The 26,071-nt window shown below is 66.6% G+C and carries 25 protein-coding genes; 23 read left to right on the top strand and 2 right to left on the bottom strand.

All coding sequences use genetic code 11. The features are described from left to right. The first annotated feature begins 14 nt into the window (after nucleotides 1–14). The 6 genes from argS to rho all read left to right on the top strand — a co-directional run bounded on the left by argS (nucleotide 15) and on the right by rho (nucleotide 8,691). Nucleotides 15–1,667 carry an arginine--tRNA ligase gene (gene argS / locus IC40_RS0117790; RefSeq protein WP_030136047.1) on the top strand — a complete coding sequence of 551 codons (1,653 nt, stop codon included), beginning with the start codon at nucleotides 15–17 and terminating at the stop codon, nucleotides 1,665–1,667. 53 nt (nucleotides 1,668–1,720) lie between these two features. Beyond that, complete coding sequence (gene lysA, locus IC40_RS0117785) at nucleotides 1,721–3,055, top strand: diaminopimelate decarboxylase (protein WP_234411659.1); 1,335 nt, start codon at nucleotides 1,721–1,723, stop codon at nucleotides 3,053–3,055. Next, nucleotides 3,052–4,371, top strand: coding sequence for a homoserine dehydrogenase (locus tag IC40_RS0117780; RefSeq protein ID WP_030136045.1), 1,320 nt, complete (start codon nucleotides 3,052–3,054; stop codon nucleotides 4,369–4,371). The genes lysA and IC40_RS0117780 overlap by 4 nt, the downstream gene beginning before the upstream one ends. Further along, on the top strand, nucleotides 4,368–5,441 hold the full coding sequence (thrC, locus tag IC40_RS0117775; protein ID WP_030136044.1) for a threonine synthase: 1,074 nt from the start codon (nucleotides 4,368–4,370) through the stop codon (nucleotides 5,439–5,441). Before IC40_RS0117780 ends, thrC begins: the two co-directional genes overlap by 4 nt. Nucleotides 5,442–5,457: 16 nt before the next feature. After that, on the top strand, nucleotides 5,458–6,390 hold the full coding sequence (gene thrB / locus IC40_RS0117770) for a homoserine kinase (protein ID WP_030136043.1): 933 nt from the start codon (nucleotides 5,458–5,460) through the stop codon (nucleotides 6,388–6,390). A gap of 300 nt (nucleotides 6,391–6,690) precedes the next feature. Beyond that, complete coding sequence (rho, locus tag IC40_RS0117765) at nucleotides 6,691–8,691, top strand: transcription termination factor Rho (protein ID WP_030136042.1); 2,001 nt, start codon at nucleotides 6,691–6,693, stop codon at nucleotides 8,689–8,691. A gap of 66 nt (nucleotides 8,692–8,757) precedes the next feature. Here the strand turns inward: rho and IC40_RS0117760 are convergent, their stop codons facing one another. Continuing rightward, a complete protein-coding gene (locus IC40_RS0117760; protein ID WP_030136041.1) occupies nucleotides 8,758–9,357 on the bottom strand; it encodes a TetR/AcrR family transcriptional regulator in 600 nt (199 codons plus the stop codon). A 138-nt stretch (nucleotides 9,358–9,495) separates the two neighbouring features. On the opposite strand from IC40_RS0117760, the gene fadD1 reads away from it, so the two are divergent. The 16 genes from fadD1 to IC40_RS0117680 all read left to right on the top strand — a co-directional run bounded on the left by fadD1 (nucleotide 9,496) and on the right by IC40_RS0117680 (nucleotide 23,949). After that, a complete protein-coding gene (gene fadD1 / locus IC40_RS0117755) occupies nucleotides 9,496–11,073 on the top strand; it encodes a fatty-acid--CoA ligase FadD1 (protein WP_030136040.1) in 1,578 nt (525 codons plus the stop codon). Nucleotides 11,074–11,211: 138 nt separating this feature from the next. Then, complete coding sequence (gene rpmE / locus IC40_RS0117750; protein WP_019512454.1) at nucleotides 11,212–11,442, top strand: 50S ribosomal protein L31; 231 nt, start codon at nucleotides 11,212–11,214, stop codon at nucleotides 11,440–11,442. Between the two features lie 73 nt (nucleotides 11,443–11,515). Then, complete coding sequence (gene prfA / locus IC40_RS0117745) at nucleotides 11,516–12,589, top strand: peptide chain release factor 1 (protein WP_030136039.1); 1,074 nt, start codon at nucleotides 11,516–11,518, stop codon at nucleotides 12,587–12,589. Between the two features lie 4 nt (nucleotides 12,590–12,593). After that, a complete protein-coding gene (gene prmC / locus IC40_RS0117740; RefSeq protein WP_030136038.1) occupies nucleotides 12,594–13,427 on the top strand; it encodes a peptide chain release factor N(5)-glutamine methyltransferase in 834 nt (277 codons plus the stop codon). A gap of 5 nt (nucleotides 13,428–13,432) precedes the next feature. After that, on the top strand, nucleotides 13,433–14,110 hold the full coding sequence (locus tag IC40_RS0117735) for an L-threonylcarbamoyladenylate synthase (protein ID WP_030136037.1): 678 nt from the start codon (nucleotides 13,433–13,435) through the stop codon (nucleotides 14,108–14,110). Beyond that, nucleotides 14,094–15,287: a glycosyltransferase family 4 protein gene (locus tag IC40_RS0117730; RefSeq protein WP_030136036.1), complete on the top strand. Its 1,194-nt coding sequence runs from the start codon at nucleotides 14,094–14,096 to the stop codon at nucleotides 15,285–15,287. The genes IC40_RS0117735 and IC40_RS0117730 overlap by 17 nt, the downstream gene beginning before the upstream one ends. A gap of 291 nt (nucleotides 15,288–15,578) precedes the next feature. Next, nucleotides 15,579–16,034, top strand: a complete 456-nt coding sequence (locus IC40_RS0117725; protein WP_030136035.1) for an ATP synthase subunit I — start codon at nucleotides 15,579–15,581, stop codon at nucleotides 16,032–16,034. 10 nt (nucleotides 16,035–16,044) lie between these two features. Continuing rightward, complete coding sequence (gene atpB / locus IC40_RS0117720; RefSeq protein WP_030136034.1) at nucleotides 16,045–16,833, top strand: F0F1 ATP synthase subunit A; 789 nt, start codon at nucleotides 16,045–16,047, stop codon at nucleotides 16,831–16,833. Nucleotides 16,834–16,902: 69 nt separating this feature from the next. Beyond that, nucleotides 16,903–17,166, top strand: coding sequence for a F0F1 ATP synthase subunit C (locus IC40_RS0117715; RefSeq protein ID WP_019512447.1), 264 nt, complete (start codon nucleotides 16,903–16,905; stop codon nucleotides 17,164–17,166). An 11-nt stretch (nucleotides 17,167–17,177) separates the two neighbouring features. After that, nucleotides 17,178–17,675: a F0F1 ATP synthase subunit B gene (locus tag IC40_RS0117710; RefSeq protein ID WP_030136033.1), complete on the top strand. Its 498-nt coding sequence runs from the start codon at nucleotides 17,178–17,180 to the stop codon at nucleotides 17,673–17,675. A gap of 4 nt (nucleotides 17,676–17,679) precedes the next feature. Next, entirely contained in the window at nucleotides 17,680–19,011 is a 1,332-nt protein-coding gene (locus IC40_RS0117705) for a F0F1 ATP synthase subunit B/delta (protein WP_030136032.1), read from the top strand. A gap of 46 nt (nucleotides 19,012–19,057) precedes the next feature. After that, a complete protein-coding gene (gene atpA / locus IC40_RS0117700; RefSeq protein WP_030136031.1) occupies nucleotides 19,058–20,707 on the top strand; it encodes a F0F1 ATP synthase subunit alpha in 1,650 nt (549 codons plus the stop codon). Between the two features lie 7 nt (nucleotides 20,708–20,714). Next, on the top strand, nucleotides 20,715–21,644 hold the full coding sequence (locus IC40_RS0117695; RefSeq protein WP_019512443.1) for a F0F1 ATP synthase subunit gamma: 930 nt from the start codon (nucleotides 20,715–20,717) through the stop codon (nucleotides 21,642–21,644). A gap of 31 nt (nucleotides 21,645–21,675) precedes the next feature. Beyond that, a complete protein-coding gene (gene atpD, locus IC40_RS0117690; protein WP_030136030.1) occupies nucleotides 21,676–23,106 on the top strand; it encodes a F0F1 ATP synthase subunit beta in 1,431 nt (476 codons plus the stop codon). Between the two features lie 33 nt (nucleotides 23,107–23,139). After that, nucleotides 23,140–23,505 (top strand): F0F1 ATP synthase subunit epsilon, encoded by a 366-nt coding sequence (locus IC40_RS0117685; RefSeq protein WP_030136029.1) that lies wholly within the window; start codon nucleotides 23,140–23,142, stop codon nucleotides 23,503–23,505. A 12-nt stretch (nucleotides 23,506–23,517) separates the two neighbouring features. Further along, nucleotides 23,518–23,949, top strand: a complete 432-nt coding sequence (locus tag IC40_RS0117680; protein WP_030136028.1) for a DUF2550 domain-containing protein — start codon at nucleotides 23,518–23,520, stop codon at nucleotides 23,947–23,949. Here the strand turns inward: IC40_RS0117680 and IC40_RS0117675 are convergent. Further along, a complete protein-coding gene (locus tag IC40_RS0117675) occupies nucleotides 23,946–24,521 on the bottom strand; it encodes a cob(I)yrinic acid a,c-diamide adenosyltransferase (protein WP_030136027.1) in 576 nt (191 codons plus the stop codon). The genes IC40_RS0117680 and IC40_RS0117675 overlap by 4 nt on opposite strands. 71 nt (nucleotides 24,522–24,592) lie before the next feature. On the opposite strand from IC40_RS0117675, the gene murA reads away from it, so the two are divergent. Then, on the top strand, nucleotides 24,593–25,849 hold the full coding sequence (gene murA / locus IC40_RS0117670) for a UDP-N-acetylglucosamine 1-carboxyvinyltransferase (RefSeq protein WP_030136026.1): 1,257 nt from the start codon (nucleotides 24,593–24,595) through the stop codon (nucleotides 25,847–25,849). Nucleotides 25,850–26,071: the final 222 nt, after the last annotated feature.

The raw sequence follows: 26,071 nt of genomic DNA, 5'->3' as shown, positions 1-26,071 counted from the left end.
TAGGATGGTCCCTCGTGACACCTGCCGATCTGGCCGCCCTGCTCAAGGCCACCGCCGCCGCGGTCCTGGCCGAGCACAGCCTCGACACCAGCGCGCTGCCCGACACCATCACCGTCGAGCGCCCGCGCAACCCTGAACACGGCGATTACGCCACCAACCTCGCACTTCAGCTGGGCAAGAAGGTCGGGGTCAACCCGCGCGAGCTCGCCGGCTGGCTGGCCGCCGCGCTGACCGACGCCGACGGTATCGCCGCGGCCGAGATCGCCGGACCGGGCTTCGTCAATCTGCGCATCGAGGCGTCGGCGCAGGGTGTCGTCGTCACCAACGTGCTGGCCGCCGGCGCCGATTACGGCCACTCGACCGAGCTGGCCGATCAGGTGATCAACCTGGAGTTCGTCTCGGCCAACCCGACCGGGCCGATCCACATCGGCGGCACCCGTTGGGCCGCCGTCGGTGACGCGCTGGGCCGACTGCTGAGCACACAGGGTGCCGCGGTCACCCGGGAGTACTACTTCAATGATCACGGCGCGCAGATCGACCGGTTCGCCCGCTCGCTGGTCGCCGCCGCGAAGGGCGAGCCCGCCCCCGAGGACGGTTACGCAGGCAGCTACATCAGCGATATCGCCGCCGCGATCGTGGCGCAAGCCCCCGATGTGCTGAGCCAGCCCGCCGAGCAGCAGCAGGAGACCTTCCGCTCCATCGGCGTGGACCTGATGTTCGCGCACATCAAGAAATCCCTGCACGAATTCGGCACCGACTTCGACGTCTACACCCACGAAGACTCGATGCACACCTCGGGCCGGGTGGAGCAGGCCATCCAGCGGCTGCGTGACAACGGCGCCATCTACGAGAAGGACGGCGCAACCTGGTTGCGCACCACCGAATTCGGCGACGACAAGGACCGAGTGGTCATCAAGAGCGACGGCAACCCGGCCTACGTCGCCGGGGACCTCGCCTACTACCTGGACAAGCGCGAGCGCGGCTTCACCCTGTGCATCTACATGCTCGGTGCCGATCACCACGGCTACATCGCACGGCTGAAGGCCGCTGCCGCCGCACTCGGTGACGATCCGGCCACCGTCGAGGTGCTCATCGGGCAGATGGTCAACCTGGTCCGCGACGGCCAGCCGGTGCGGATGAGCAAGCGGGCCGGCACCGTAATCACCCTCGACGACCTGGTCGACGCGATCGGTGTCGACGCCGCTCGCTATGTGCTGATCCGGTCCTCGGTCAACAGCCCGATCGATATCGACCTCGGCTTGTGGGCCAGCGCGTCCAACGAGAACCCGGTCTACTACGTGCAATACGCGCACGCGCGGCTGTCGGCATTGGCCCGCAGCGCTGCCGAACTGGGCCTGTCCGCCGATACTTCCCATCTGGATCTGCTGACCCATGACCGCGAAGCCACCCTGATGCGCAATATCGGTGAGTTCGGCCGGATCCTGAAAACCGCCGCCACGCTGCGGGAACCGCACCGCGTGTGCCGTTACCTGGAGGATCTGGCCGGTGATTACCACCGGTTCTACGATTCTTGCCGGGTGCTGCCCCAGGGCGACGAAGATCCCACCGACCTGAACGCCGCGCGCCTTGCGCTGTGCGAGGCCACCCGGCAGACGATCGCCAACGGGCTGGCCATTCTCGGAGTCAGTGCGCCGGAGCGCATGTGAGCAGCCACCCCGGCGCCGGTGCGCCACCCCGACCGCAGACCGCTGACGAGGTGATGCTGCTCGCGCCGAACGTCTGGCCGAAGAACCTGATTCGCGATGACCATGGCGTCGTCTCCGTCGCCGGTGTCAGCGTCGCCGAGTTGGCGGCCGAGTTCGGCACTCCGCTGTTCGTGATCGACGAGGACGACTTCCGGTCTCGCTGCCGCGAGATCGCCTCGGCTTTCGGCGGCGGCGAGCATGTGCACTACGCATCCAAGGCGTTCCTGTGCGCCGAGATCGCGCGCTGGGTGCACCAGGAGGGCCTGTCGCTGGACGTGGCCACCGGCGGCGAGCTCGCGGTGGCCCTGCACGCGGACTTCCCGGCTGAGCGGATCACCGTGCACGGCAACAACAAATCGGTCGACGAGCTGACCGCTGCGGTCGCCGCCGGCGTCGGGCACATCGTGGTGGATTCCGAGATCGAGATCGAGCGACTGGAAGCCGTCGCCGGTGCGGCCGGCGTGGTCCAGGACGTCCTCGTCCGTGTCACGCCCGGCGTGGAGGCCCACACCCACGAATTCATCTCGACCGCCCACGAGGACCAGAAGTTCGGGCTGTCGCTCGCCAGTGGCGCCGCGCTCGAAGCGGTCCGGCGGGTATTCGCCACCGAGAACCTGCGCCTGGTCGGTCTGCACTGCCACGTCGGCTCGCAGATCTTCGATGTGTCGGGTTTCGAGATCGCCGCGCGCCGGTTGCTCGGGCTGCTGCGCGATATCGTCGCCGAGTTCGGTGTCGAGAAGACAGCACAAATGGACATTTTGGATCTCGGTGGGGGACTGGGTATCTCGTATCTGCCGAGTGACAACCCGCCACCGATGCAGGAACTTGCCGACAAACTCAAGGCCATCGTCGCCAACGAATCGGCCGCCGTAGGCCTGCCGACCCCGACGCTGGTGGTCGAGCCGGGGCGCGCGATCGCCGGTCCCGGCACGATCACGCTCTACGAGGTGGGCACCGTCAAGGATGTCGCCGTCTCGGCCGATGAACACCGCCGTTATGTCAGCGTCGACGGCGGGATGAGCGACAACATCCGGCCCGCCCTCTACGACGCCGAATACGACGCCCGGTTGGTGTCGCGCATCAGTGACGCGCCGGCGGTGCTGGCGCGAATCGTCGGAAAGCATTGCGAGAGTGGCGATATCATCGTCCGCGATACCTGGGTATCCGAGGACCTGGGGCCCGGTGACCTGCTGGCGGTGGCCGCCACCGGCGCCTACTGCTACTCGATGTCGAGTCGCTACAACTTGCTGCGGCGCCCGGCCGTGGTCGCAGTCAAAGACGGAAGTGCGCGGCTGATCCTGCGCCGGGAAACCGTCGAGGATCTTCTGAGCCTGGAGGTGGGTCAATGAGTGAGAAGCCAATCGGAGTAGCCGTTCTCGGACTCGGCAATGTCGGCACCGAGGTCGTGCGCATCATCGAGGAGAGTGCGGCGGACCTGGAGGCACGTATCGGCGCGCCGCTGCAGTTGCGCGGGATCGGTGTCCGGCGGGTCGCCAAGGACCGCGGGGTGGCCGAGGAACTGCTCACCGATGACATCGAAAAGCTGGTCTCGCGCGACGATGTCGATATCGTCGTCGAGCTGATGGGTCCGGTGGAGCCGGCCCGCAAGGCCATCATGGCCGCCCTGGAGGGTGGCAAGTCGGTGGTCACCGCCAACAAGGCGCTGATGGCGCAGTCCACCGGGGAATTGGCCCAGGCCGCCGAGAAGGCCCGCGTCGACCTCTATTTCGAGGCGGCCGTGGCCGGTGCCATCCCGGTCATCCGGCCGCTGACCCAGTCCCTGGCCGGCGACTCGGTGGTGCGAGTGGCCGGAATCGTCAACGGCACCACCAACTACATCCTCTCGGCGATGAACGACACCGGTGCGTCGTACGAGAGTGCGCTCGCCGATGCCAGCGCGCTCGGTTACGCCGAGGCCGACCCCACCGCCGATGTGGAGGGCTACGACGCCGCGGCGAAGGCCGCCATCCTGGCATCGATCGCGTTCCATACCAGGGTGACCGCCGACGATGTCTACCGCGAGGGCATCACCAAGGTCAGCGCCGAAGATTTCGCCTCGGCCAAGGCGCTCGGCTGCAACATCAAGCTGTTGGCCATCTGCGAACGGCTGGTCAGCGGCAAGGGCAAGCAGCGCGTCTCGGCGCGGGTCTACCCGGCGCTCGTCCCGCTGGATCATCCGCTGGCATCGGTCAACGGCGCCTTCAATGCCGTGGTCGTCGAGGCCGAGGCGGCCGGCCGGTTGATGTTCTACGGCCAGGGTGCCGGCGGCGCTCCGACCGCCTCGGCGGTGATGGGTGATGTGGTGATGGCCGCGCGCAACCGTGTCCAGGGTGGCCGCGGACCGCGGGAGTCCAAGTACGCCAAGCTGCCGATCGCCTCCATCGGCGCCATTCCGACGCGCTATTACGTGAACATGAACGTCAAGGACCAGCCCGGTGTGCTGTCGGCGGTGGCTGCCGAGTTCAGCAGGCACGAGGTCAGCATCGCCGAGGTCCGCCAGGAAGGCATGACCGATCCTGAGGGCGAACCCTGTGGCGCGCGCATCGTCGTCGTCACCCACCGGGCCACCGACGCCGCCCTGTCGGACACCGTCAAGGCACTCGCCGAGCTCGACGTGGTGCAGGACATCAACAGCGTGCTTCGCATGGAAGGTTCGGATTCGTGAGCAACCCCGTTCATCGTCCCTGGCCCGGCCTGATCGCCGCCTACCGGGATCGGCTGCCGATCGAGGACCATTGGACCCCGATCACGTTGCTGGAGGGCGGAACTCCTCTCATCCACGCCAAGCGGTTGTCCGAGCAGACCGGCTGCACCGTGCATCTGAAGGTCGAGGGGCTCAACCCCACCGGCTCGTTCAAGGACCGCGGTATGACGATGGCGGTCACCGACGCGCTGGCCCGCGGACAGCAGGCCGTGCTGTGCGCGTCGACCGGTAACACCTCGGCCTCGGCAGCGGCATACGCCGCGGTCGCCGGGATGACCTGTGCCGTGCTCATTCCGCAGGGCAAGATCGCAATGGGCAAGCTGGCCCAGGCGGTCATGCACGGCGCCAGGATCATTCAGGTCGAGGGCAACTTCGACGACTGTCTGGAGCTGGCCCGCAAGCTCACCGCCGACTACCCGACGATCGGGCTGGTCAACTCGGTCAACCCGGTCCGCATCGAGGGGCAGAAGACGGCCGCCTTCGAGATCGTCGACGCGCTGGGAACCGCGCCCGATGTGCACTCGCTGCCGGTCGGCAACGCGGGCAACATCACGGCCTACTGGCGCGGCTACCGCGAATACCATCACGACGGAGTGTCTGATCGGTTGCCGCGCATGCTCGGAACGCAGGCCGCCGGTGCCGCGCCGCTGGTCTCGGGAGAGCCGGTTGCCAATCCCGAGACCATCGCGACGGCAATCCGTATCGGCTCGCCGGCGTCCTGGAACTCCGCGGTCGCCGCGCAGCAGGAGTCCGACGGTCGCTTCCTGGCGGCCACCGACGAGGAGATCCTGGCCGCCTATCGCCTGGTGGCGGCGGCCGAGGGTGTGTTCGTCGAGCCGGCGTCGGCGGCCAGTATCGCCGGCCTGCTCAAGTCGATCGAGGACGGCTGGGTCAAGCCCGGCTCGACCGTGGTGTGCACGGTGACCGGCAATGGACTCAAGGATCCCGATACCGCGCTCAAGACCATGCCCGACGTCACCCCCATCCCGGTCGACCCCGCCGCCGTCGTCGCGGCGCTGGGTCTGGGCTGACGGGCGGCGATCTGACGTGTCCCACACCCTGCCCTCTGGTCTGCGGGCCGGAGCCGTCGTCGCAGCGTCCAGCGCCAATTTGGGCCCGGGGTTCGACAGCCTGGGTCTCGCGCTGAGTCTGTATGACGAAATCGAAGTCGAGACAACCGATTCCGGGTTGGTCGTCGATGTCGAAGGGCAGGGCGCCGGGCATGTCCCGCTGGATGCCGACCACTTGGTGGTGCGGGCGATCCGGCGCGGCCTCGATGCGGCAGGTTTGCATGCCGGAGGGATAAAGGTGTTGTGCCGCAACGTCATTCCGCATTCGCGGGGGCTCGGTTCCTCTGCGGCTGCGGTGGTCGGCGGTCTCGCGATCGCCAACGGTTTTGCCGCCCAAGCGGGTTCATCGGAACTGACCCGTGACCAGTTGGTGCAACTGTCCTCGGAGTTCGAGGGCCACCCCGACAACGCCGCGGCCGCCGTTCTCGGCGGGGCAGTGGTGTCGTGGACCGTCGACGGAAGCGACCCCGTCCGCTACGACGCGGCGCAATTGCAGCTACACCCGGATATCCGGTTGTTTCCCGCGGTCCCGGAAACCCGGTCGTCGACCGCGGCGACCCGCGGTCTGCTGCCCGATGAGGTGAGCCACACCGACGCGCGTTTCAATGTGGCGCGCGCGGCGATGTTGGTGGTGGCCCTGACCCAGCGGCCGGACCTGCTGTTGGAGGCGACGGGCGATCGCCTGCACCAGGCCCAGCGTGGCCCGGCGATGCCCGCCTCCGCGGAATACCTCGCCGTGCTCCGGCGTTGTGGTGTGGCAGCGGTGTTATCCGGTGCCGGACCTGCGGTGATCGCGTTGACCGATGGTCGCGATCTGCCGGCGGAAGCGCTGGACTACGGCGCCGCCAACGGGTTCACCGTGACCGAGATGTCCGCCGGCGACGGCGTACGGTGGAGTTCAGGGACGTAACGGTCGAGACAACACGCAAACTGTCGCGCTTCTTGCAACCGCGCCAGATGCGGGTTATTCTCGCTTTCGTCCAGCAATCGCAGCGTTTCTACCTGCGCCGACACTAGGACGACCTCCAATCTTCTCGTGTTTCACTCGTGGACTCATGGTCTGCCGTACCTCGGCCGACCCTGACGATCGCCGTCGCGCACGTGGCGGTGGCATCGCGAGAAACCACGCGCCTGGCCGCATGGCCGAGCGCAGCTGACCTTCGGGGAACCCCTCGCGCAACGCCATATGCGGGGGAAAGAAAGGAAATCCGTGACTGATACGGACCTCATCACGGCAGCCGACAGCGGCAGTGCGCCCTCGGAAGCCGTGAACTCGTCCAGTGCCGCGCCGAGCGCAGGCGCCAGCCGCAGCCGTTCCGGCTCGCTGACGTCGATGCTGCTCCCGGACTTGCGGGCACTGGCCAGCGAAGTAGGTGTCAAGGGCACCTCGGGCATGCGCAAGAGTGATCTGATCGCCGCCATCAAGGAGCAGCGCGGCGAGTCCGTCGGCGCGAAGGCTGCACCCGCCGAGAAGGCGGAGAAGACGCCCAAGGCCGCTCCGGTGGAGCAGCCGACGCTCGATTCGGCCCCTGAGCAGCCCGCCGCCGCGGACGCCGGCCAGAGCGGCGACGCCCCGCAGCAGAGCCCGCAGCGTCGTGAACGCCGCAGCGCCGGCCGCCAGTCCGGTGCGCCGGACAACCGCCAGGACGGGGACGCCGGCGATAACAAGGAAGCCAAGGGCAACACAGACAAGGGCGGCGAGGCCGACAGCGCCAAGTCCGGCGGTGCCCAGCAGGGCAACCGCAACGACAACTCGGGTCGCGACAACTCCAACCGCACCGAGAACGCGAACCGCGACAACTCCAACCGCAGCGAGAGCGCCGACCAGCAGGACGGCAACCAGAACCGCAACGCCAACAACAGCGGCGGCGGCAACCAGAACAACGCCAACAACCAGAACAACAACAACCAAAACAATGCCGACGATGACGAGGGCCGCGGTGGCCGTCGTGGTCGGCGGTTCCGGGATCGCAGGCGACGCGGCGAGCGCTCCGGTGGCGGCGAGGGCGGCGGCCAGGGCGGCGGCGACCGCGACACCGAACTGCGCGAGGACGATGTCGTCCAGCCCGTGGCCGGCATTCTCGACGTGCTCGACAACTACGCGTTCGTCCGGACCTCGGGTTATCTGGCCGGACCCAACGACGTCTACGTCTCCATGAACATGGTCCGCAAGAACGGCCTGCGCCGCGGTGACGCTGTCACCGGTGCGGTGCGCGTCGCCCGCGAGGGGGAGAACAGCGGTGGCAACAACCCGCGGCAGAAGTTCAACCCGCTGGTCCGGCTGGACACCGTCAACGGCGGACCGGTCGAGAACGCCAAGAACCGACCCGATTTCACCAAGCTGACGCCGCTCTACCCCAATCAGCGGCTGCGCCTGGAGACCACACCGGATCGGCTGACCACCCGCGTGATCGACCTGATCATGCCGATCGGCAAGGGGCAGCGCGCCCTGATCGTGTCACCGCCCAAGGCCGGTAAGACCACGATCATGCAGGACATCGCGAACGCGATCACCCAGAACAACCCCGAATGTCACCTCATGGTCGTGCTCGTCGACGAGCGCCCCGAAGAGGTCACCGATATGCAGCGCTCGGTCAAGGGTGAGGTCATCGCCTCCACCTTCGACCGCCCGCCGTCAGATCACACCCAAGCCGCCGAGCTGGCCATCGAGCGGGCCAAGCGCCTTGTCGAGCAGGGCAAGGACGTCGTGGTGCTGCTCGACTCGATCACCCGCCTGGGCCGCGCCTACAACAATGCGTCGCCGGCGTCGGGCCGCATCCTGTCCGGTGGTGTCGACTCGACCGCGCTGTACCCGCCCAAGCGGTTCCTGGGTGCGGCCCGCAACATCGAGCACGGCGGTTCGCTGACGATCATCGCCACCGCGATGGTCGAGACCGGCTCCACCGGCGACACCGTGATCTTCGAGGAGTTCAAGGGCACCGGTAACGCCGAGCTCAAGCTGGACCGCAAGATCGCCGAGCGTCGCGTGTTCCCGGCCGTCGACGTCAACCCGTCGGGCACCCGCAAGGACGAACTGCTGCTCGGAGCCGACGAGTTCGCGATCGTGCACAAGCTGCGCCGCGTGCTGTCCGGTCTCGACAGTCATCAGGCCATCGACCTGCTGATGAGCCAGCTGCGCAAGACCAAGACCAACTACGAGTTCCTGGTCCAGGTGTCCAAGACCACCCCGGGTGGCATGGACAACGACTGATCCAGCCCCGACGATTTCGGCGCGGAAACGCTCGCTCAGCGAGCGTGACCGCGCCGAAGTCGTTTCTCAGACGTTCGGATCGGCCTTCAATGCCGGGATCACGTAGCGGCGGACGTGCGTGAGCAGCTGGGCGGGATCTTTCGGATCCAGCGTGTCCCCGGGCACTGTCGCCATCGAAATTACTACGCGCGCAACCCATTCCGATGCTTCCTCGATGACGACATCCGGATGGATCTCGCCGGCATCGCGGGCGGCGACCAGATAGCGCGACCAGAACCCGGCCAGGTCCGGCACCAGCCCCTGTACGCCGGCTCCCGCACATGCCGCGAACTCTTCGGGCTCGGCGATCCGCAGCTTCATCAGCAGCGCGCCCGGATCGTCGTAGGCGGTGCGGCCATGCCGGATCCCCGCCACGATCTGCTGGTCTAAGCCCTCCACCGACGCGAGCACGGCGTGCGCCTGTGACCAGTAGACCTCGTTGAGGCGCACGATCGCCGCACCGAGCAGCGTCACCTTGTCCGGGAAGTGGCGGTACAACCAGCCGCGAGAGACCCCGGCGGTCTCGGCGACCTCGGACACCGTGGTGGCCCGGATGCCCTTGGCGCGCAGGCAGACCTCGGCCGCGTCGATCAGGCGGTCGCGAACGGTGGCCGTGGCGGTCGGCAAGGGTGGTCTCCTCGAGATCGGTCATCGGATTAGCACACGTTGTGCTGCATTCTGCCAAGAACCCCATCAGTATCGCGGGGCAGGTCGGCGGTGGTAGACAGTTAGCAAAATCTGTCCACAAGCGGAGGGTGCCGGCGCATGGCGGAGACACTGCAGCAACTGCTGCGCAGCAGGGCCGATGATGACGGCACCGCCGTCAAGCACGCCGACACCACCATCAGCTGGCGCACGCACATCGAGGATGCCGGTCGTCAGGCTGCCGCCGTCATCGCCGCCGCCGACCCCAAGCGCCCCCTGCACGTCGCCGCGCTGCTGGGCAACGCCCCGCCCATGCTCACCGCGCTGGCCGCGGCCGGCCTGGGCGGATACGTGCTGTGCGGACTCAACACCACCCGCCGTGGAGCGGCCTTGGCCCGCGATATCGCCAAGGTGGACACCCAGATCCTGTTGACCGACGCCGACCACCGCGGCCTGCTCGACGGTGTCGACCTGCCCGGGGTCACCGTCTACGACGTCACCGACGAACAGTGGTCGAAACGACTGGCCGTCGCCCCCGCGCTGCGCCCACACCGCGAGGTCGCCCCCGACGACACCTTCATGATGATCTTCACCTCGGGCACCAGCGGTGAGCCCAAGGCCGTCGAGGTGCCGCACTCGACCGTGCTGTTCGCCGGCGGTGCGTTGGTCCAGCGGTACGGACTGGGCCCGGGGGACACCTGTTACCTGGCGATGCCGCTGTTCCACTCCAACGCGGTCTACGCGGGCTGGAGCGTGGCCGTCGGCGCCGGGGCCGCAATGGCACCCGCCACGTTCTCGGCATCGGCGTTCCTGCGCGATATCCGTCGCTACGGCGCCACCTACATGAACTACGTCGGAAAGCCGCTGGCCTACATCCTGGCGACAGCCGAACAGCCCGATGATGCGGACAATCCGTTGCGCATCGCCTTCGGTAACGAGGCCGCCGACCGCGATATCGAGGCCTTCGGGCGACGTTTCGGCTGCACGGTGTGGGACGGTTTCGGGTCGACCGAGACGGCCATCATCATCACCCGCCCCGAGGACACCCCGCCGGGATCGATCGGGCAGGGTTTTCCCGGCGTGGCGATCTACGACCCGGACACCGCGCAGGAATGTGAGGTGGCGCAGTTCGACGCCGCCGGCTTGCTGGTCAACGCCGATGCCGCCACCGGCGAGCTGGTCAACACGACCGGCAGCGGCCTGTTCCGCGGCTATTACAACGACCGGGCCGCGACCGACGAACGCCTGCGGGGCGGTATCTACTGGTCGGGAGATCTGGCCTACCGGGATGCCGAGGGCTGGATCTACCTGGCCGGGCGAACCGCCGACTGGATGCGGGTGGACGGGGAGAATCTGACCGCCGCACCGATCGAGCGGATCCTGCTGCGGCTGCCGCAGGCCAACCGCGTCGCGGTGTACCCGGTGCCCGACGAGTATGTCGGCGATCAGGTGATGGCCGCCATCGTCCTGCAGGATGGCGCCGAGCTCACCCCGGACGACTTCGCCGAGTTCCTCGCCGCGCAGTCCGACCTGTCCACCAAGGCACGCCCGCGGTATGTCTGGATCGCCGAGGACCTGCCCAGCACCGCAACCAACAAGATCCTCAAGCGCGAGCTGGTGGCGCTCGGCACCGATCCGCAGGGGCGTCTCATCTGGCGTCGTGAGGGCTCGACCTACGTGCCGCTGGGCCGGGAATAGTTGTCGCTGGTCACGCGTTTTCGCAACTGGCGGTTGACCTGGCATAATGGACCGTCGACCCTCGGTTCCGGTTCACGTTCGAAGACTCCCAGGTCTGGGCTCGGGCGACCCGGCGGCCAACGATTGAAGAGGAAAACCATGAAATCGGGTATCCATCCCAACTATGCCGAGACCACCGTGGTCTGCGGTTGCGGTAACAGCTTCACCACCCGCAGCACCAAGGACAGTGGCCACATCGTGGTCGAGGTCTGCTCGCAGTGCCACCCGTTCTACACCGGCAAGCAGAAGATCCTCGACAGCGGCGGCCGCGTCGCCCGCTTCGAGAAGCGCTACGGCAAGCGCAACACGAAGGCCGCAGCCGAGAACTAGTTGTCCGATCGGCGCCCGTTCCTGTCCACGTGTCAGGTCGGGCGCCGATCTGCGTTTGTAGGGAGGTTTGCCGGTGACTGACACCGCGCCCATGATCGAGGCGTTGCTCGCCGAGCACGCCGACCTCGAGCGCCAACTCGCCGACCCGGCGCTGCACGCCGACGCCGGTGCCGCCCGCAAAGTCGGGCGTCGTTTCGCCCAGGTCTCGCCGATCGTGTCGACCCATCGCAAGCTGGAGGCCGCCCGCGGCGACCTGGAGGCCGCCCGTGAGCTGGCGGGCGAGGACGAGACGTTCGCCGCCGAGGTGCCGGAACTGGAAAAGACCGTCGCCGAGCTGGACGCCAAGCTGACCGATTTGCTCGCCCCGCGCGATCCGCACGATGCCGACGATGTCGTGCTCGAGGTGAAATCCGGTGAAGGCGGCGAGGAGTCTGCGCTGTTCGCCGCCGACCTGGCCCGGATGTACATCCGCTATGCCGAGCGGCACGGCTGGACGGTCACCGTGCTCGACGAGACATGGTCGGACCTCGGTGGATACAAGGACGCCACCATCACGATCGCAAGCAAGGGCGACTCCGCAGACGGTGTCTGGTCGCGGATGAAATTCGAGGGCGGCGTGCACCGTGTGCAGCGGGTGCCCGTCACCGAATCGCAGGGCCGGGTGCATACCTCGGCCGCCGGCGTGCTCGTCTACCCCGAGCCCGAAGACGTCGAGGCGGTGCAGATCGACGAGTCCGACCTGCGCATCGACGTCTACCGCAGCTCCGGTAAGGGTGGTCAGGGCGTCAACACCACCGACTCGGCGGTACGCATCACCCACCTGCCCACCGGCATCGTGGTCACCTGCCAGAACGAGCGCAGCCAGTTGCAGAACAAGGCCCGCGCCATGGTGGTGCTGGCCGCACGACTGCAGGCGCTGGCCGAGGAGCAGGCCTCCGCCGACGCCTCGGCCGACCGAGCCAGCCAGATCCGCACCGTCGACCGCAGCGAGCGGATCCGCACCTACAACTTCCCCGAGAACCGCATCGCCGATCACCGCATCAACTTCAAGTCGCACAACCTCGACCAGGTGCTCGACGGGGACATGGATGCGCTGCTCGACGCCCTGGCCGCCGCCGATAAGCAGGCCCGACTCCAACAGGCGTGATCCGATGAGCGGACTGCGGCGGGAGATCACCGACGGTGCCGCCATCCTGGCGGCCGCCGGGATCGACTCGGCGCGTGCCGATGCCGAACAGCTGGCCGCCCACATCGCCGGCGTGGACCGCGGACTGCTCTCGTTCGTCGAGCCGGACGCAGATTTCGCACCGCGGTACCGCGGCCTCATCGACCAGCGGGCGCGCCGCGTCCCGCTGCAACACCTGATCGGTACCGCGGCCTTCGGTCCGGTGACGCTGACCGTGGGCCCGGGGGTCTTCATCCCGCGGCCCGAGACCGAGGCCCTGCTGGAATGGGCGCATACCGTGCCCGTGTCGGACGATGGCGTGATCGTGGATCTCTGTACCGGGTCGGGGGCGTTGGCGCTGGCGTTGGCCGCACACCGTCCCGACGCCCGAGTCATCGCAGTGGAGCGTTCGCAGGAGGCGCTGCGCTACGCCCGGATGAACACCGAAGGTTCCGGGGTGGAGCTGGTACATGCCGACGTGCGGCAGCCGGGTCTGCTCGCCGAACTCGACGGAACCGTCGAGCTGATCGTCGCCAACCCGCCCTACATTCCCGACGGTGCCGTCCTGGAACCCGAAGTCGCCGAACACGATCCGCACCAAGCGTTGTTCGGTGGCCCGGACGGGATGGATGTCATCGTGCCGATCGTCGGGCTGGCCGCGCGGCTGTTGCGTCCGGGCGGGCAGATCGGCGTCGAGCATGACGACACCACATCGACGGCCACCGCCGACGTTTTCGCCAGACGCGGGGCTTTCGACGGCATCACGGCGCGCCGCGACCTGACCGGCCGTCCGCGTTTCGTGACCGCGGTGAGAAGCTGAACGTCATGAGCGCAACCTTCGACTGCTCCGATCCCGACCAGCGAGCCAGCGGTCTGGCCTCGGCGATCAGCGCGGCCAAGGGCGGGCGGCTGGTCGTGATGCCCACCGACACCGTCTACGGGATCGGCGCGGACGCCTTCGACAACGCCGCGGTGGGCGCCCTGCTGGCGGCCAAGAACCGCGGTCGCGATATGCCGGTCGGCGTGCTGGTCGGGTCCTGGCACACCATCGACGGGCTGGTCTACGCCGTGCCGCCCGCGGCACGCGAGCTGATCCAGGCCTTCTGGCCCGGGGCGTTGAGCCTGGTGGTCCGACACGCGCCGTCACTGCAGTGGGATCTCGGTGACGCCAACGGCACCGTGATGCTGCGCATGCCGTTGCATCCGGTGGCCATCGACCTGCTGCGTGAGGTCGGACCGATGGCGGTGTCGAGCGCCAACGTCTCGGGTTTCCCGGCCGCGCTCACCGCCGCCGACGCACAGGCACAGCTGGCCGACCGGGTCGAGGTCTACCTGGATGCCGGGCCGTCGCCGCAGGGCGCCGCTTCGACCATCGTCGATGTGTCCGGGCCGGAGCCGCGGGTGCTGCGCGAAGGTCCGGTCCCGGTCGCCGACATCGCCCGCGTGCTCGGTATCGACGCGGCCGCCCTCGCACCCGAGGACGCCGATGGTTCTGCTGGCTGACCGACTGCTGGCTGACGGACTGCTGGCACTGTCGGACCGCGGTGCCGGCGTACCCCTGCGCGAGCTCGCGCTGGTGGGTCTGACCGCGGCGATCATCACCTACTTCGCGACCGGTTGGGCGCGGGTGCTGGCGACCAGGATCGGCGCGGTCGCTTACCCGCGGACGCGCGATGTGCACGTCAAGCCGACCCCGCGGATGGGCGGGCTGGCGATGTACATCGGGGTGGTGGCCGCGGTGTTGCTGGCCTCCCAACTGCCGGCGTTGAACCGGGGTTTCGTCTACTCCACCGGCATGCCGGCCGTCGTCGTCGCCGGTGGCCTCATCATGGTCGTCGGTCTGATCGACGATCGGTGGGGCCTCGATGCGCTGACCAAGTTCGCCGGTCAGATCACCGCGGCCAGTGTCCTGGTCACGATGGGTGTGGCCTGGAGCGTGCTCTACATCCCGTTCGGCGGTGTCGGCACGATCGTGCTCGACCAGGTCACCTCGATCCTGCTGACGTTGGCGCTGACGGTCTCGATCGTCAACGCGATGAACTTCGTCGACGGTCTGGACGGGTTGGCGGCCGGTCTCGGGCTGATCACGGCGCTGGCGATCTGCATCTTCTCGGTGGGGCTGCTGCGCGATCACGGCGGTGACGTGTTGTTCTACCCGCCGGCGATGATCTCGGTGGTGCTTGCCGGGGCCTGTCTTGGCTTTTTGCCGCACAACTTTCATCGCGCCAAGATCTTCATGGGTGACTCGGGCTCGATGCTGATCGGTCTGATGCTGGCCGCCGCATCGACGACGGCGGCGGGCCCGATATCGCAGAACGCCTACGGTGCCCGGGACGTCTTCGCGTTGCTTTCGCCGTTCCTGCTCGTGGTCGCGGTGATGTTCGTTCCCGCGCTGGACATGCTGCTGGCCATCGTGCGCCGCACCAGGGCGGGCAAGAGCCCGTTCAGCCCCGACAAGATGCATCTGCACCATCGACTACTGCAGATCGGCCACTCGCATCGCCGCGTGGTGTTGTTGATCTACATGTGGGTCGGCATCGTCGCCCTCGGCGCCGCGAGCACGATCTTCTTCGACCCCCGCCACACCGGCGCGGTGATGCTCGCCGCGATCATCGTCGCCGGAGTGGTCACCGTGATTCCGTTGCTCCGGGGCCGCAACAGTCCGATAGAGGAGCCGTGAACGCCGGTGTACGACGAAAAGTAGTAGGCCTGTTTTTGTGCCTCCTACCTTGTGGTACCGTTCGCCTCATAACCCGAAAAACCTCGCGGGTTGCCGGCCCGGCCCATCGGTTGAGCAGACCGATCGGTGCCGATACACGACCGACAAAGGGAGCTTCCCCTTGGGTGAGTTCAGCGAGCCTGCTGCCCTCCGATATTCTCGGCGGGCACGCACAGGGATTTTGCAGTTTTCAGTGTTATTGACGGACCAGACGACCACGCCCCTCGACGCCGCGGGATTGAGGTGAACCAGGTGACGACACCAGCGCATGATGCGCCCTTGGTGTTCCCCTCAGTCGCTTTCCGTCCGGTGCGTCTGCTGGTGGTGTGCGTCGCCCTCACCGCGCTGGCCGTCACCGCAGCCGGCTTCGTCGGTCACATCTTCTTCGGCGTCTTCTTCGGAGTCGGACTCGGACTCGGTTTGCTCAACGCGCTCTTGGTGCGCCGGGCCGTCGAGTCGATCACGATGGAAGACCATCCGCTGAAGAAGAAGATGGCCGTAAACTCCGCCACGCGTCTGTTGGTCATCACGGCGGTCGGACTGGCGATCGCAATCTTTTTCAAGGGTCACGGCGGTATCGCCGTGCTGTTCGGGCTGGCGATCTTCCAGGCGTTGTTGGTGATGAGCACCAGCATCCCGGTACTGCGGAAGATCCGCGCCAACGGTTTGGACGTCGAAGACGTCCCTGCATCGGATTCGAAGGGCTGAGCGCACGGGCATGACTGAAACCATTCTCGCCGCCGAAGACGGTGGCGCCGCCATCCACGTCGGACACCACGTCATGGTGTTCGAACTCTTCGGCATGACCTTCAACGGCGACACGATCATGGCCACCGCCATCACGGCGCTGATCATCATCGGGTTGGCGTTCTATCTGCGCTCCAAGGTCACCTCGACCGGTGTCCCCGGAGGCGTGCAGCTGTTCTGGGAGGCCCTGACCATCCAGATGCGCCAGCAGATCGAGAGTTCGATCGGCATGAAGATCGCGCCGTTCGTCCTACCGCTGGCCGTGACGCTGTTCGCGTTCATCCTGATCTCGAACTGGCTGGCCGTGTTCCCGTGGCAGTACGGCGGATCCGACGGTGCGGCAGGCGAGATCTACAAGCCGCCGGCCTCGGATATCAACTTCGTGCTGGCGCTGGCCCTGTTCGTGTTCATCTGCTACCACGCAGCTGGCGTATGGCGTCGCGGCATCGTCGGTCACCCGGTGGCCGTCGTGAAGGGGCACGTGGCCTTCCTGGCGCCGATCAACATCGTCGAAGAGATCGCCAAGCCGATCTCGCTGGCCCTCCGTCTTTTCGGCAACATCTTCGCCGGCGGCATCCTGGTGGGCCTGATCGCGATGTTCCCCTGGTACATCCAGTGGGCGCCCAACGCCATCTGGAAGACGTTCGACCTTTTCGTCGGCCTCATCCAGGCCTTCATCTTCAGCCTGCTGACCATTCTCTACTTCAGCCAGGCGATGGAAGTTCACGATGACCACGACTCCAAAGAGCACGCGCACTAACTAGACCGGCACGACCCAAATGAAGCAGTCCTGGTGGCACCGTCGCCAGTTACAAGGAGGAAGAAAGTAATGGAACTCGATCCCAACGCCATCATCACTGCTGGCGCTCTGATCGGTGGCGGTCTGATCATGGGTGGCGGTGCCATCGGCGCCGGTATCGGTGACGGTATCGCCGGTAACGCGCTGATCTCGGGCATTGCCCGCCAGCCCGAGGCGCAGGGCCGGCTGTTCACGCCGTTCTTCATCACCGTCGGTCTGGTCGAGGCCGCCTACTTCATCAACCTGGCCTTCATGGCGCTGTTCGTCTTCGCCACGCCCGGCCTCCAGGGTTAAGAACCTGCCACATGGGTGAAGTCACCACGACCATTCTCGCGGCCGAAGAGGGCGGGGGGACCAGTAACTTCCTGCTCCCCAACGGCACCTTCTTCGCAGTGCTGCTCATCTTCCTGATCACGCTCGGCGTGATCTGGAAGTGGGTGGTGCCGCCGATCAGCAAGGTGTTGGCCGAGCGCGAGGCCATGCTGGCCAAGACCGCGGCCGACAGCCGCAAATCCGCCGAACAGGTGGCTGCTGCGCAGGCCGACTACCAGGAGGCGATGGCCGGCGCACGCGCCGAGGCATCGGCTCTTCGGGACGAGGCACGCAATGAGGGCCGCCAGGTCGTCGACGCCAAGCGCGCCGAGGCCAGCGGAGAGGTCGCCGAGACGGTACGCCAGGCCAATGAGCAGCTGTCCCAACAGGGCACCGCTGCTCAAGCCGAGTTGTCCTCGTCAGTGGATGGCCTCTCGGCCGCCCTGGCCAGCCGCATCCTCGGCGTCGACGTGAATTCGGGACGGAAATAGGTAGATGTCGATATTCATCGGACAGCTGATCGGCTTTGCCGTCATCGTGTTCATCCTCAGCAAATGGGTGGTTCCCCTGATCAAGGGGCTGATGGTCAAGCAGCAGGAGGCCATCCGCGTCGCCCTTGCCGAAAGTGCCGAGGCGGCAAAGAAGCTCGCTGATGCCGATGCGATGCACGCCAAGGCGCTCGCCGACGCCGCCGCCGAGTCCAACCACGTCACCGACGAGGCACGCCACGACTCCGAGCGGATCAAGGCGCAGCTGGCCGAACAGGCCGTCCAGGATGCCGAGCGCATCAAGGCCCAGGGCGGCCAGCAGGTGCACTTGCTGCGCCAGCAGGTCGTCCGCGAGCTGCGGATGGGCCTCGGTGAGGAAGCCGTGACCAAGGCAGCCGAACTGGTTCGCGCCCATGTCGCCGACCCGGCCGCGCAGGCAGCCACGGTCGACCGCTTCCTCGACGATCTCGACCAGATGGCTCCCTCGGAAGTCAACTTCGAGACCGGCATGACGGTGGGTCTGCGGGCCGCCAGCCGTGCGGCCCTGGCCGAGCTGGTCTCCGAATTCGATTCGGTGGCAAGCGGTCTGGATTCCAACGGTCTGACAACACTGGCCGATGATCTGACCGCGGTCGCCAAGTTGCTGCTCGGCGAGTCGACGTTGAAGAAGCATCTGGCCGAACCGACCGACAACCCGACGGCGAAGCTGGCACTCGCCGACAGGCTGCTGGCCGGCAAGATCGGCGACCCGGCTCTCAAGCTCGTCCGCACCGCAGTCGCACAGCGCTGGTCCACCGAGGCCAACCTGATCGACGGTATCGAGCACATCGCTCGGCTGGCCCTGCTCCAGCGCGCCGGCGTCGCCGGTGAGGTCGACGAGGTCGAGGATCACCTGTTCCGCTTCGGTCGCGTCCTGGACACCGAGCCGCGCTTGAGCGCGCTGCTCAGCGATTACACGGCTCCTGCCGACGGTCGAGTCGCGCTGCTGGACAAGGTCGTCGGAGACGCGAGCAACTCCACTGCGGCTGCACTGCTGGCCCAGACGGTGACGCTGCTGCGTGGCGAGCGTGCCGACGAGGCCGTCATCGATCTCGCCGAGCTGGCGGTCGCCCGCCGCGGTGAGATCGTCGCGCATGTCAGTGCCGCCGCGGACCTGACCGATGCGCAGCAAGAGCGGCTCACCGCCGTGCTGACCCGCATCTACGGGCACCCGGTGTCCGTGCAACTGCATGTCGATCCGGAACTGCTCGGTGGTCTGTCGATCACCGTCGGTGACGAGGTGATCGACGGTTCCATCGCGTCCCGCTTGGCTGCAGCGCAGACCCAGCTGCCGGACTGATCCAGAAGACTTATCACCCAGATCAAAGGTAGGAAGACGAAAAACCATGGCAGAGTTGACAATCTCCGCTTCTGATATCGAAGGTGCCATCGAGGACTACGTATCCTCGTTTTCCGCCGACACCGAGCGGGAAGAGGTCGGCACCGTTGTCGATGCCGGTGACGGCATCGCCCACGTCGAGGGCCTGCCCTCGGTCATGACCCAGGAGCTGCTCGAATTCGAGGGCGGCGTGCTGGGCGTGGCGCTCAACCTCGACGAGCACAGCGTCGGTGCCGTGATCCTGGGCGAGTTCAACAAGATCGAAGAGGGCCAGCAGGTCAAGCGCACCGGCGAGGTTCTCTCGGTTCCGGTCGGCGACGCCTTCCTGGGTCGTGTGGTCAACCCGCTCGGGCAGCCGATCGACGGCCAGGGCGATATCGCCTCGGACACCCGCCGCGAACTTGAACTGCAGGCCCCCTCGGTCGTGCAGCGCCAGGGCGTCGGCGAGCCGCTGCAGACCGGTATCAAGGCCATCGACGCGATGACCCCGATCGGCCGCGGCCAGCGTCAGCTGATCATCGGCGACCGCAAGACCGGCAAGACCGCGGTCTGCGTCGACACCATCCTGAACCAGCGTCAGGCATGGGAGACCGGTGACCCGCAGCAGCAGGTGCGCTGCGTGTACGTCGCGATCGGCCAGAAGGGCACCACGATCGCCTCGGTCAAGCGTGCGCTGGAAGAGGGCGGCGCGATGGAGTACACCACCATCGTCGCGGCCCCGGCCTCCGATCCCGCCGGCTTCAAATGGCTGGCGCCCTACACCGGTTCGGCCATCGGCCAGCACTGGATGTACGACGGCAAGCACGTCCTGATCGTCTTCGACGATCTGTCCAAGCAGGCCGACGCCTACCGCGCCATCTCGCTGCTGCTGCGTCGTCCGCCGGGCCGCGAGGCGTTCCCCGGTGACGTGTTCTACCTGCACTCCCGCCTGCTGGAGCGTTGCGCCAAGCTGTCCGATGAGCTCGGTGGTGGTTCGATGACCGGGCTGCCGATCATCGAGACCAAGGCCAACGACATCTCGGCGTTCATCCCGACCAACGTCATCTCGATCACCGACGGTCAGTGCTTCCTGGAGTCCGACCTGTTCAACCAGGGTGTGCGACCGGCCGTCAACGTCGGTGTGTCGGTGTCCCGTGTCGGTGGCGCTGCGCAGATCAAGGCGATGAAAGAGGTTGCGGGTTCGCTGCGTCTGGACCTGTCGCAGTACCGCGAGCTGGAGGCCTTCGCGGCCTTCGCCTCCGATCTGGATGCGGCCTCCAAGGCGCAGCTGGACCGCGGTGTGCGCCTGGTCGAGCTGCTCAAGCAGCCCCAGTACAGCCCGCTGGCCGTCGAGGACCAGGTTGTCGCCATCTTCCTCGGTACTCAGGGCCACCTCGATTCGGTTCCCGCCGAGGACGTTTCGCGCTTCGTCGACGAGCTGCTCGAGCACGTGAAGGCCAGCCACTCCGACATCCTCGACGGCATTCGGGAGACCAAGAAGCTCTCCGAGGAGGCCGAGCAGAAGCTGGTCAGCGTCATCAACGACTTCAAGAAGGGCTTCTCGGCGACCGACGGTAGCTCCGTCGTCGTCAACGAGGCCGACTCCGAAGCTCTGGATCCCGAGGACCTGGAGAAGGAATCGGTCAAGGTCCGTAAGCCTGCTCCCAAGAAGGCCTAGGTAACCAATGGCAGCCACACTGCGCGAGCTACGCGGACGTATCAAATCCGCTTCGTCGATCAAGAAGATCACGAAGGCCCAGGAACTGATCGCCACGTCGCGGATCGCCAAGGCGCAGGCCCGGGTCGACGCGGCCCGGCCCTACAGCACCGAGATCACCAACATGCTCACCGAGCTGGCCAGTGCCAGCGCGCTGGACCACCCGCTGCTCGTGCCGCGGGACAACCCGAAGCGGGCCGCCGTGCTGGTGGTGTCCTCGGATCGCGGTCTGTGCGGTGGGTACAACGCCAACGTGCTGCGTCGCGCCGAGGAACTGTTCTCGCTGCTGCGTGACGAGGGCAAGGATCCGGTGCTCTACGTCATCGGGCGGAAGGCGTTGGGCTACTACAACTTCCGCCAGCGCAATGTCGCCGAGTCGTGGACCGGCTTCTCCGAGCGTCCGACCTATGAGCACGCCAAGGAGATCGCCGACACCCTGGTGACGGCGTTCATGTCGGGCGCCGACGATGACGAGGACGGCGCCGGCGCCGACGGTGTTCTCGGCGTCGACGAGATCCACATCGTGTCGACCGAGTTCCGCTCGATGCTGTCGCAGACCGCGGTGGCACTGCGGGTCGCCCCGATGGTCGTCGAGTACGTGGGGGACGAGGAGCCCGAGGACGGCCCGCGCACGCTGTTCTCCTTCGAACCGAACGCCGAGACGCTGTTCGACGCCCTGCTGCCGCGCTACATCGCCACCCGCGTGTACGCCGCACTGCTGGAGGCGGCTGCCTCGGAGTCGGCGTCGCGCCGGCGCGCCATGAAGTCGGCCACCGACAACGCCGACGATCTGATCAAGGCACTCACGTTGGCGGCCAACCGCGAGCGTCAGGCGCAGATCACCCAGGAAATCAGCGAGATCGTCGGTGGCGCCAACGCGCTGGCCGACGCCAAATAGGCCGACGTAAGAGCGAAAGCGAAGAAGAGATATGACTGCCGTAGAGACCAAGACCACGACGGGTCGCGTTGTCCGCATCACGGGCCCCGTGGTCGACGTCGAGTTCCCGCGTGGCGCCGTGCCCGGACTGCTCAACGCCCTGCACGCCGAGATCACCTTCGGCGCGCTGGCCAAGACCCTGACCCTCGAGGTCGCCCAGCACCTCGGCGAGAGCCTGGTCCGCTGCATCTCCATGCAGCCCACCGACGGCCTGGTCCGTGGCCAGGAAGTCACCGACACCGGTGCGTCGATCTCGGTGCCCGTCGGCGACGGCGTCAAGGGCCATGTGTTCAACGCCCTCGGCGACTGCCTCGATGAGCCGGGCTACGGCAAGGACTTCGAGCACTGGTCCATCCACCGCAAGCCGCCGGCCTTCGCCGACCTGGAGCCCCGCACCGAGATGCTGGAGACCGGTCTGAAGGTCGTCGACCTGCTCACGCCGTACGTGCGTGGTGGAAAGATCGCCCTGTTCGGTGGCGCCGGCGTCGGCAAGACCGTTCTGATCCAGGAGATGATCAACCGCATCGCCCGTAACTTCGGTGGCACCTCGGTGTTCGCCGGCGTGGGGGAGCGCACCCGTGAGGGTAACGACCTGTGGGTCGAGCTCGCGGACGCCAACGTGCTCAAGGACACCGCCTTGGTGTTCGGCCAGATGGACGAGCCGCCGGGCACCCGTATGCGCGTGGCCCTGTCGGCACTGACCATGGCGGAGTTCTTCCGCGATGAGCAGGGCCAGGACGTGCTGCTGTTCATCGACAACATCTTCCGGTTCACCCAGGCCGGTTCCGAGGTCTCGACCCTGCTCGGTCGGATGCCTTCGGCCGTGGGTTACCAGCCGACGCTGGCCGACGAGATGGGTGAGCTGCAGGAGCGCATCACCTCGACCCGTGGTCGCTCGATCACCTCGATGCAGGCCGTGTACGTGCCCGCCGACGACTACACCGACCCAGCGCCTGCCACCACGTTCGCCCACCTCGACGCCACCACCGAGCTCTCGCGTGCGGTGTTCTCCAAGGGCATCTTCCCCGCGGTGGATCCGCTGGCATCGTCCTCGACGATCCTGCACCCCAGCGTGGTCGGCGACGAGCACTACCGGGTTGCCCAGGAAGTCATCCGGATCCTGCAGCGCTACAAGGATCTCCAGGACATCATCGCCATCCTCGGTATCGATGAGCTTTCCGAAGAGGACAAGGTGTTGGTGTACCGCGCCCGCAAGATCGAGCGCTTCCTGAGCCAGAACATGATGGCGGCCGAGCAGTTCACCGGCCAGCCGGGTTCGACCGTTCCGCTCAAGGAGACCATCGAGGCCTTCGACAAGCTGGCCAAGGGCGAGTTCGATCACCTACCCGAGCAGGCGTTCTTCCTCATCGGTGGTCTCGACGACCTGGCGAAGAAGGCAGAAACCCTCGGCGCCAAGCTGTGATGCAGGTACGGCTGATCCGAAAGGTGGTGTCCAATGGCTGAACTTGACGTCGAGATCGTCGCCGTCGAGCGCAAGCTGTGGTCCGGCAAGGCGACTTTCGTCTTCACCCGCACCACCGCGGGCGAGATCGGCATCCTGCCGCGGCACATTCCGCTGGTGGCTCAGTTGGTCGACGACGCGATGGTGCGCGTCGAGCGCGAGGGCGAGGATGACCTGCGCATCGCGGTCGACGGGGGATTCCTGTCGGTGACCGAGGGCGGGGTCAGCCTGCTGGTGGAGAACGCACAGTTCGAGTCGGAGATCGATGCCGACGCCGCCAAGCGGGATTCCGAGTCCGACGACGAAGCCACCGCGGCGTGGGGCCGTGCCCGGCTACGCGCTGTCGGCCAGATCGACTAGTAGGCAACGCCGATGAGCGCGTCCATGGTGTTCATGGTCGCGCTCGTCGGCGTTTTGCTGCTTGCCGTCGCCGCGCTCGGCTATCGGCTGTGGAAGCTGCGGCAGGTCGGCGGCACCGCCGCCATCCTTCGCGATTTTCCCGCCTACGGCGGCCATGGTTGGCGCCACGGGGTGCTGCGCTACCGGGAGTCGGAGGCGGAGTTCTATCGACTCTCGAGTGCGCGCTGGTGGCCGGACCGGCGGTTGAGCCGGCTGGGCCTGGAAGTGGTGTCGCGCCGATCCCCACGTGGTGACGAGTTCGACATCATGAGCGACGAGATCGCGGTGCTGGAGTTGCGCGACAGCGATCGAGGGTTCGAGATCGCGCTTGATCGCGGCGCATTGACCGCATTCACCTCGTGGCTGGAGTCACGACCGTCGCCACGGGCGCGGCGCCGCAACTAGGCGCGCTGACCGCCCGGCTGCCACTTGACGTCACCGGCCGGATTGGCCACCCGCGAGAGGATGAACAGCAGATCGGAGAGCCGGTTGAGATACTTCGCCGGCAACACGTTGACCGAATCGCCGTGCTCGTCGACCGCACGCCAGGCAGCACGCTCGGCCCGACGCGTCACCGTCCTTGCCACGTGTAGCAGTGCCGACAGCGGAGTTCCACCGGGCAAGATGAACGAGTCCAAATTCGGCAGGCCCTCGTTGAACTCATCGCACCACCCCTCCAACCGGTCGATGTAGTCCTGCCGCACCCGCAACGGTGGATACTCCGGATTCTCGACGACCGGTGTCGACAGATCCGCGCCGGCATCGAACAGATCGTTCTGGATCTGCAGCAGGACGTCCCGGAGCCGGTCGTCGGGTTGGCCCAGCGACACCGCGACACCGATCGCCGCGTTGGCCTCGTCACAATCGGCGTAGGCCTCCAGCCGGGCGTCGTTCTTCGAGACCCGGCTGAAATCACTCAAGCCGGTGGTGCCGTCGTCTCCGGTCCGGGTGTAGATGCGGGTCAGGTGCACAGCCATGGCTAAACGGTACCGGCCGGTCTCGGCTGCAGCGTTCTGAAACTGGGTCATCGTCTGCTTACACTGACCGCGTGAGCGATCGTTTCGTGGTGACGGGCGGAAGCCGGTTATCTGGCGAGGTCGCCGTCGGGGGAGCAAAGAACAGTGTCCTGAAACTGATGGCGGCCGCGCTGTTGGCCGAGGGCACCAGCACGATCACCAACTGTCCGGACATCCTGGATGTGCCGTTGATGGCGGAGGTGCTCAGGGGACTGGGTGCCACCGTCGAACTGGACGGTTCGACCGTGCGGATCACCTCGCCAGACGAGGTCAAATACGACGCGGATTTCGCTGCGGTGCGACAGTTCCGTGCGTCGGTCTGTGTACTGGGTCCGCTGGTGGGGCGTGGCCGACGGGCCAGGGTAGCGCTGCCAGGTGGTGACGCCATCGGATCGCGGCCCCTGGATATGCACCAGGCCGGCCTGCGCCAACTCGGTGCGCGGTGCAATATCGAGCACGGCTGCGTCGTTGCCGAAGCCGACCATCTGCGCGGCGCCGAGATCCAGCTCGAGTTCCCGTCGGTGGGGGCGACCGAGAACATCCTCATGGCGGCGGTGCTCGCCGAGGGCGTGACCACCATCCACAACGCGGCGCGCGAGCCAGATATCGCCGATATCTGCATGATGCTCAACCAGATGGGTGCACAGGTCTCCGGTGCGGGGTCGTCGACCTTGACGATCACCGGGGTGGACCGGCTGTATCCGACGGAGCATCGGGTGATCGGAGATCGCATCGTCGCCGCCACCTGGGGGATCGCCGCCGCGATGACCCGGGGGGACATCTCGGTGACCGGGGTAGATCCCGCGCATCTGCAGCTCGTGTTGCACAAGCTGCACGATGCGGGGGCGACGGTCACCCAGAACGACAATGGCTTCCGGGTCGTGCAGTACGAACGGCCCAAGGCGGTGAACGTGGCGACCTTGCCGTTCCCCGGATTCCCGACCGATCTGCAGCCGATGGCGATCGGGCTGGCCTGTATCGCCGATGGCACCTCGATGATCACCGAGAACGTGTTCGAGGCGCGGTTCCGTTTCGTGGAGGAGATGATCCGGCTCGGAGCCGATGCGCGGACCGACGGCCACCATGCGGTGGTGCGCGGGATCCCGCAGTTGTCCAGCGCCCCGGTGTGGGCATCGGATATCCGGGCCGGGGCCGGTTTGGTGCTCGCCGGCCTGGTGGCCGACGGCGAGACCGAGGTGCACGACGTCTATCACATCGACCGCGGCTATCCGATGTTCGTCGAAAACCTGGTCAGCTTGGGCGCCGGGATCGAGCGGGTACACTCGTAAGAGACCGGTCGAGCGCGACATTATGGCTCTGACCAGCGGATTTGACTTCCAAAGGCACAAAGTTCTAATCTTTTGAAGTCGCCGCGGAGACGCGAGACAGAGAAGCTTGACTCGCCAGACAAGATAGTTTAAGCTGGCAGGGTTGCCCCGAAACGGATGGCTTCACTACAATCTGGTCTGTTGTTTGAGAACTCAATAGTGTGTTTGGTGGTTTTTGTTTGT

Origin of the sequence: Mycolicibacterium neoaurum ATCC 25795 (genome assembly GCF_000691525.1) — a bacterium.
Taxonomy (GTDB): Bacteria; Actinomycetota; Actinomycetes; order Mycobacteriales; family Mycobacteriaceae; genus Mycobacterium; species Mycobacterium neoaurum.
Note: the sequence above shows the minus strand (reverse complement) of the source record. Positions and strands in the feature narration are given on the sequence as shown.

Bases quoted from the DNA above. Each gene is read 5' to 3' on its own strand.
- lysA (WP_234411659.1), top strand. From the start codon at position 1,721: ATGCTGCTCGCGCCGAACGTCTGGCCGAAGAACCTGATTCGCGATGAC.
- IC40_RS0117780 (WP_030136045.1), top strand. From the start codon at position 3,052: ATGAGTGAGAAGCCAATCGGAGTAGCCGTTCTCGGACTCGGCAATGTC.
- fadD1 (WP_030136040.1), top strand. From the start codon at position 9,496: ATGGCGGAGACACTGCAGCAACTGCTGCGCAGCAGGGCCGATGATGAC.
- rpmE (WP_019512454.1), top strand. From the start codon at position 11,212: ATGAAATCGGGTATCCATCCCAACTATGCCGAGACCACCGTGGTCTGC.
- prmC (WP_030136038.1), top strand. From the start codon at position 12,594: ATGAGCGGACTGCGGCGGGAGATCACCGACGGTGCCGCCATCCTGGCG.
- IC40_RS0117735 (WP_030136037.1), top strand. From the start codon at position 13,433: ATGAGCGCAACCTTCGACTGCTCCGATCCCGACCAGCGAGCCAGCGGT.
- IC40_RS0117730 (WP_030136036.1), top strand. From the start codon at position 14,094: ATGGTTCTGCTGGCTGACCGACTGCTGGCTGACGGACTGCTGGCACTG.
- atpB (WP_030136034.1), top strand. From the start codon at position 16,045: ATGACTGAAACCATTCTCGCCGCCGAAGACGGTGGCGCCGCCATCCAC.
- IC40_RS0117715 (WP_019512447.1), top strand. From the start codon at position 16,903: ATGGAACTCGATCCCAACGCCATCATCACTGCTGGCGCTCTGATCGGT.
- IC40_RS0117710 (WP_030136033.1), top strand. From the start codon at position 17,178: ATGGGTGAAGTCACCACGACCATTCTCGCGGCCGAAGAGGGCGGGGGG.
- IC40_RS0117705 (WP_030136032.1), top strand. From the start codon at position 17,680: ATGTCGATATTCATCGGACAGCTGATCGGCTTTGCCGTCATCGTGTTC.
- atpA (WP_030136031.1), top strand. From the start codon at position 19,058: ATGGCAGAGTTGACAATCTCCGCTTCTGATATCGAAGGTGCCATCGAG.
- IC40_RS0117695 (WP_019512443.1), top strand. From the start codon at position 20,715: ATGGCAGCCACACTGCGCGAGCTACGCGGACGTATCAAATCCGCTTCG.
- atpD (WP_030136030.1), top strand. From the start codon at position 21,676: ATGACTGCCGTAGAGACCAAGACCACGACGGGTCGCGTTGTCCGCATC.
- IC40_RS0117685 (WP_030136029.1), top strand. From the start codon at position 23,140: ATGGCTGAACTTGACGTCGAGATCGTCGCCGTCGAGCGCAAGCTGTGG.
- IC40_RS0117680 (WP_030136028.1), top strand. From the start codon at position 23,518: ATGAGCGCGTCCATGGTGTTCATGGTCGCGCTCGTCGGCGTTTTGCTG.
- IC40_RS0117675 (WP_030136027.1), bottom strand. From the start codon at position 24,521: ATGGCTGTGCACCTGACCCGCATCTACACCCGGACCGGAGACGACGGC.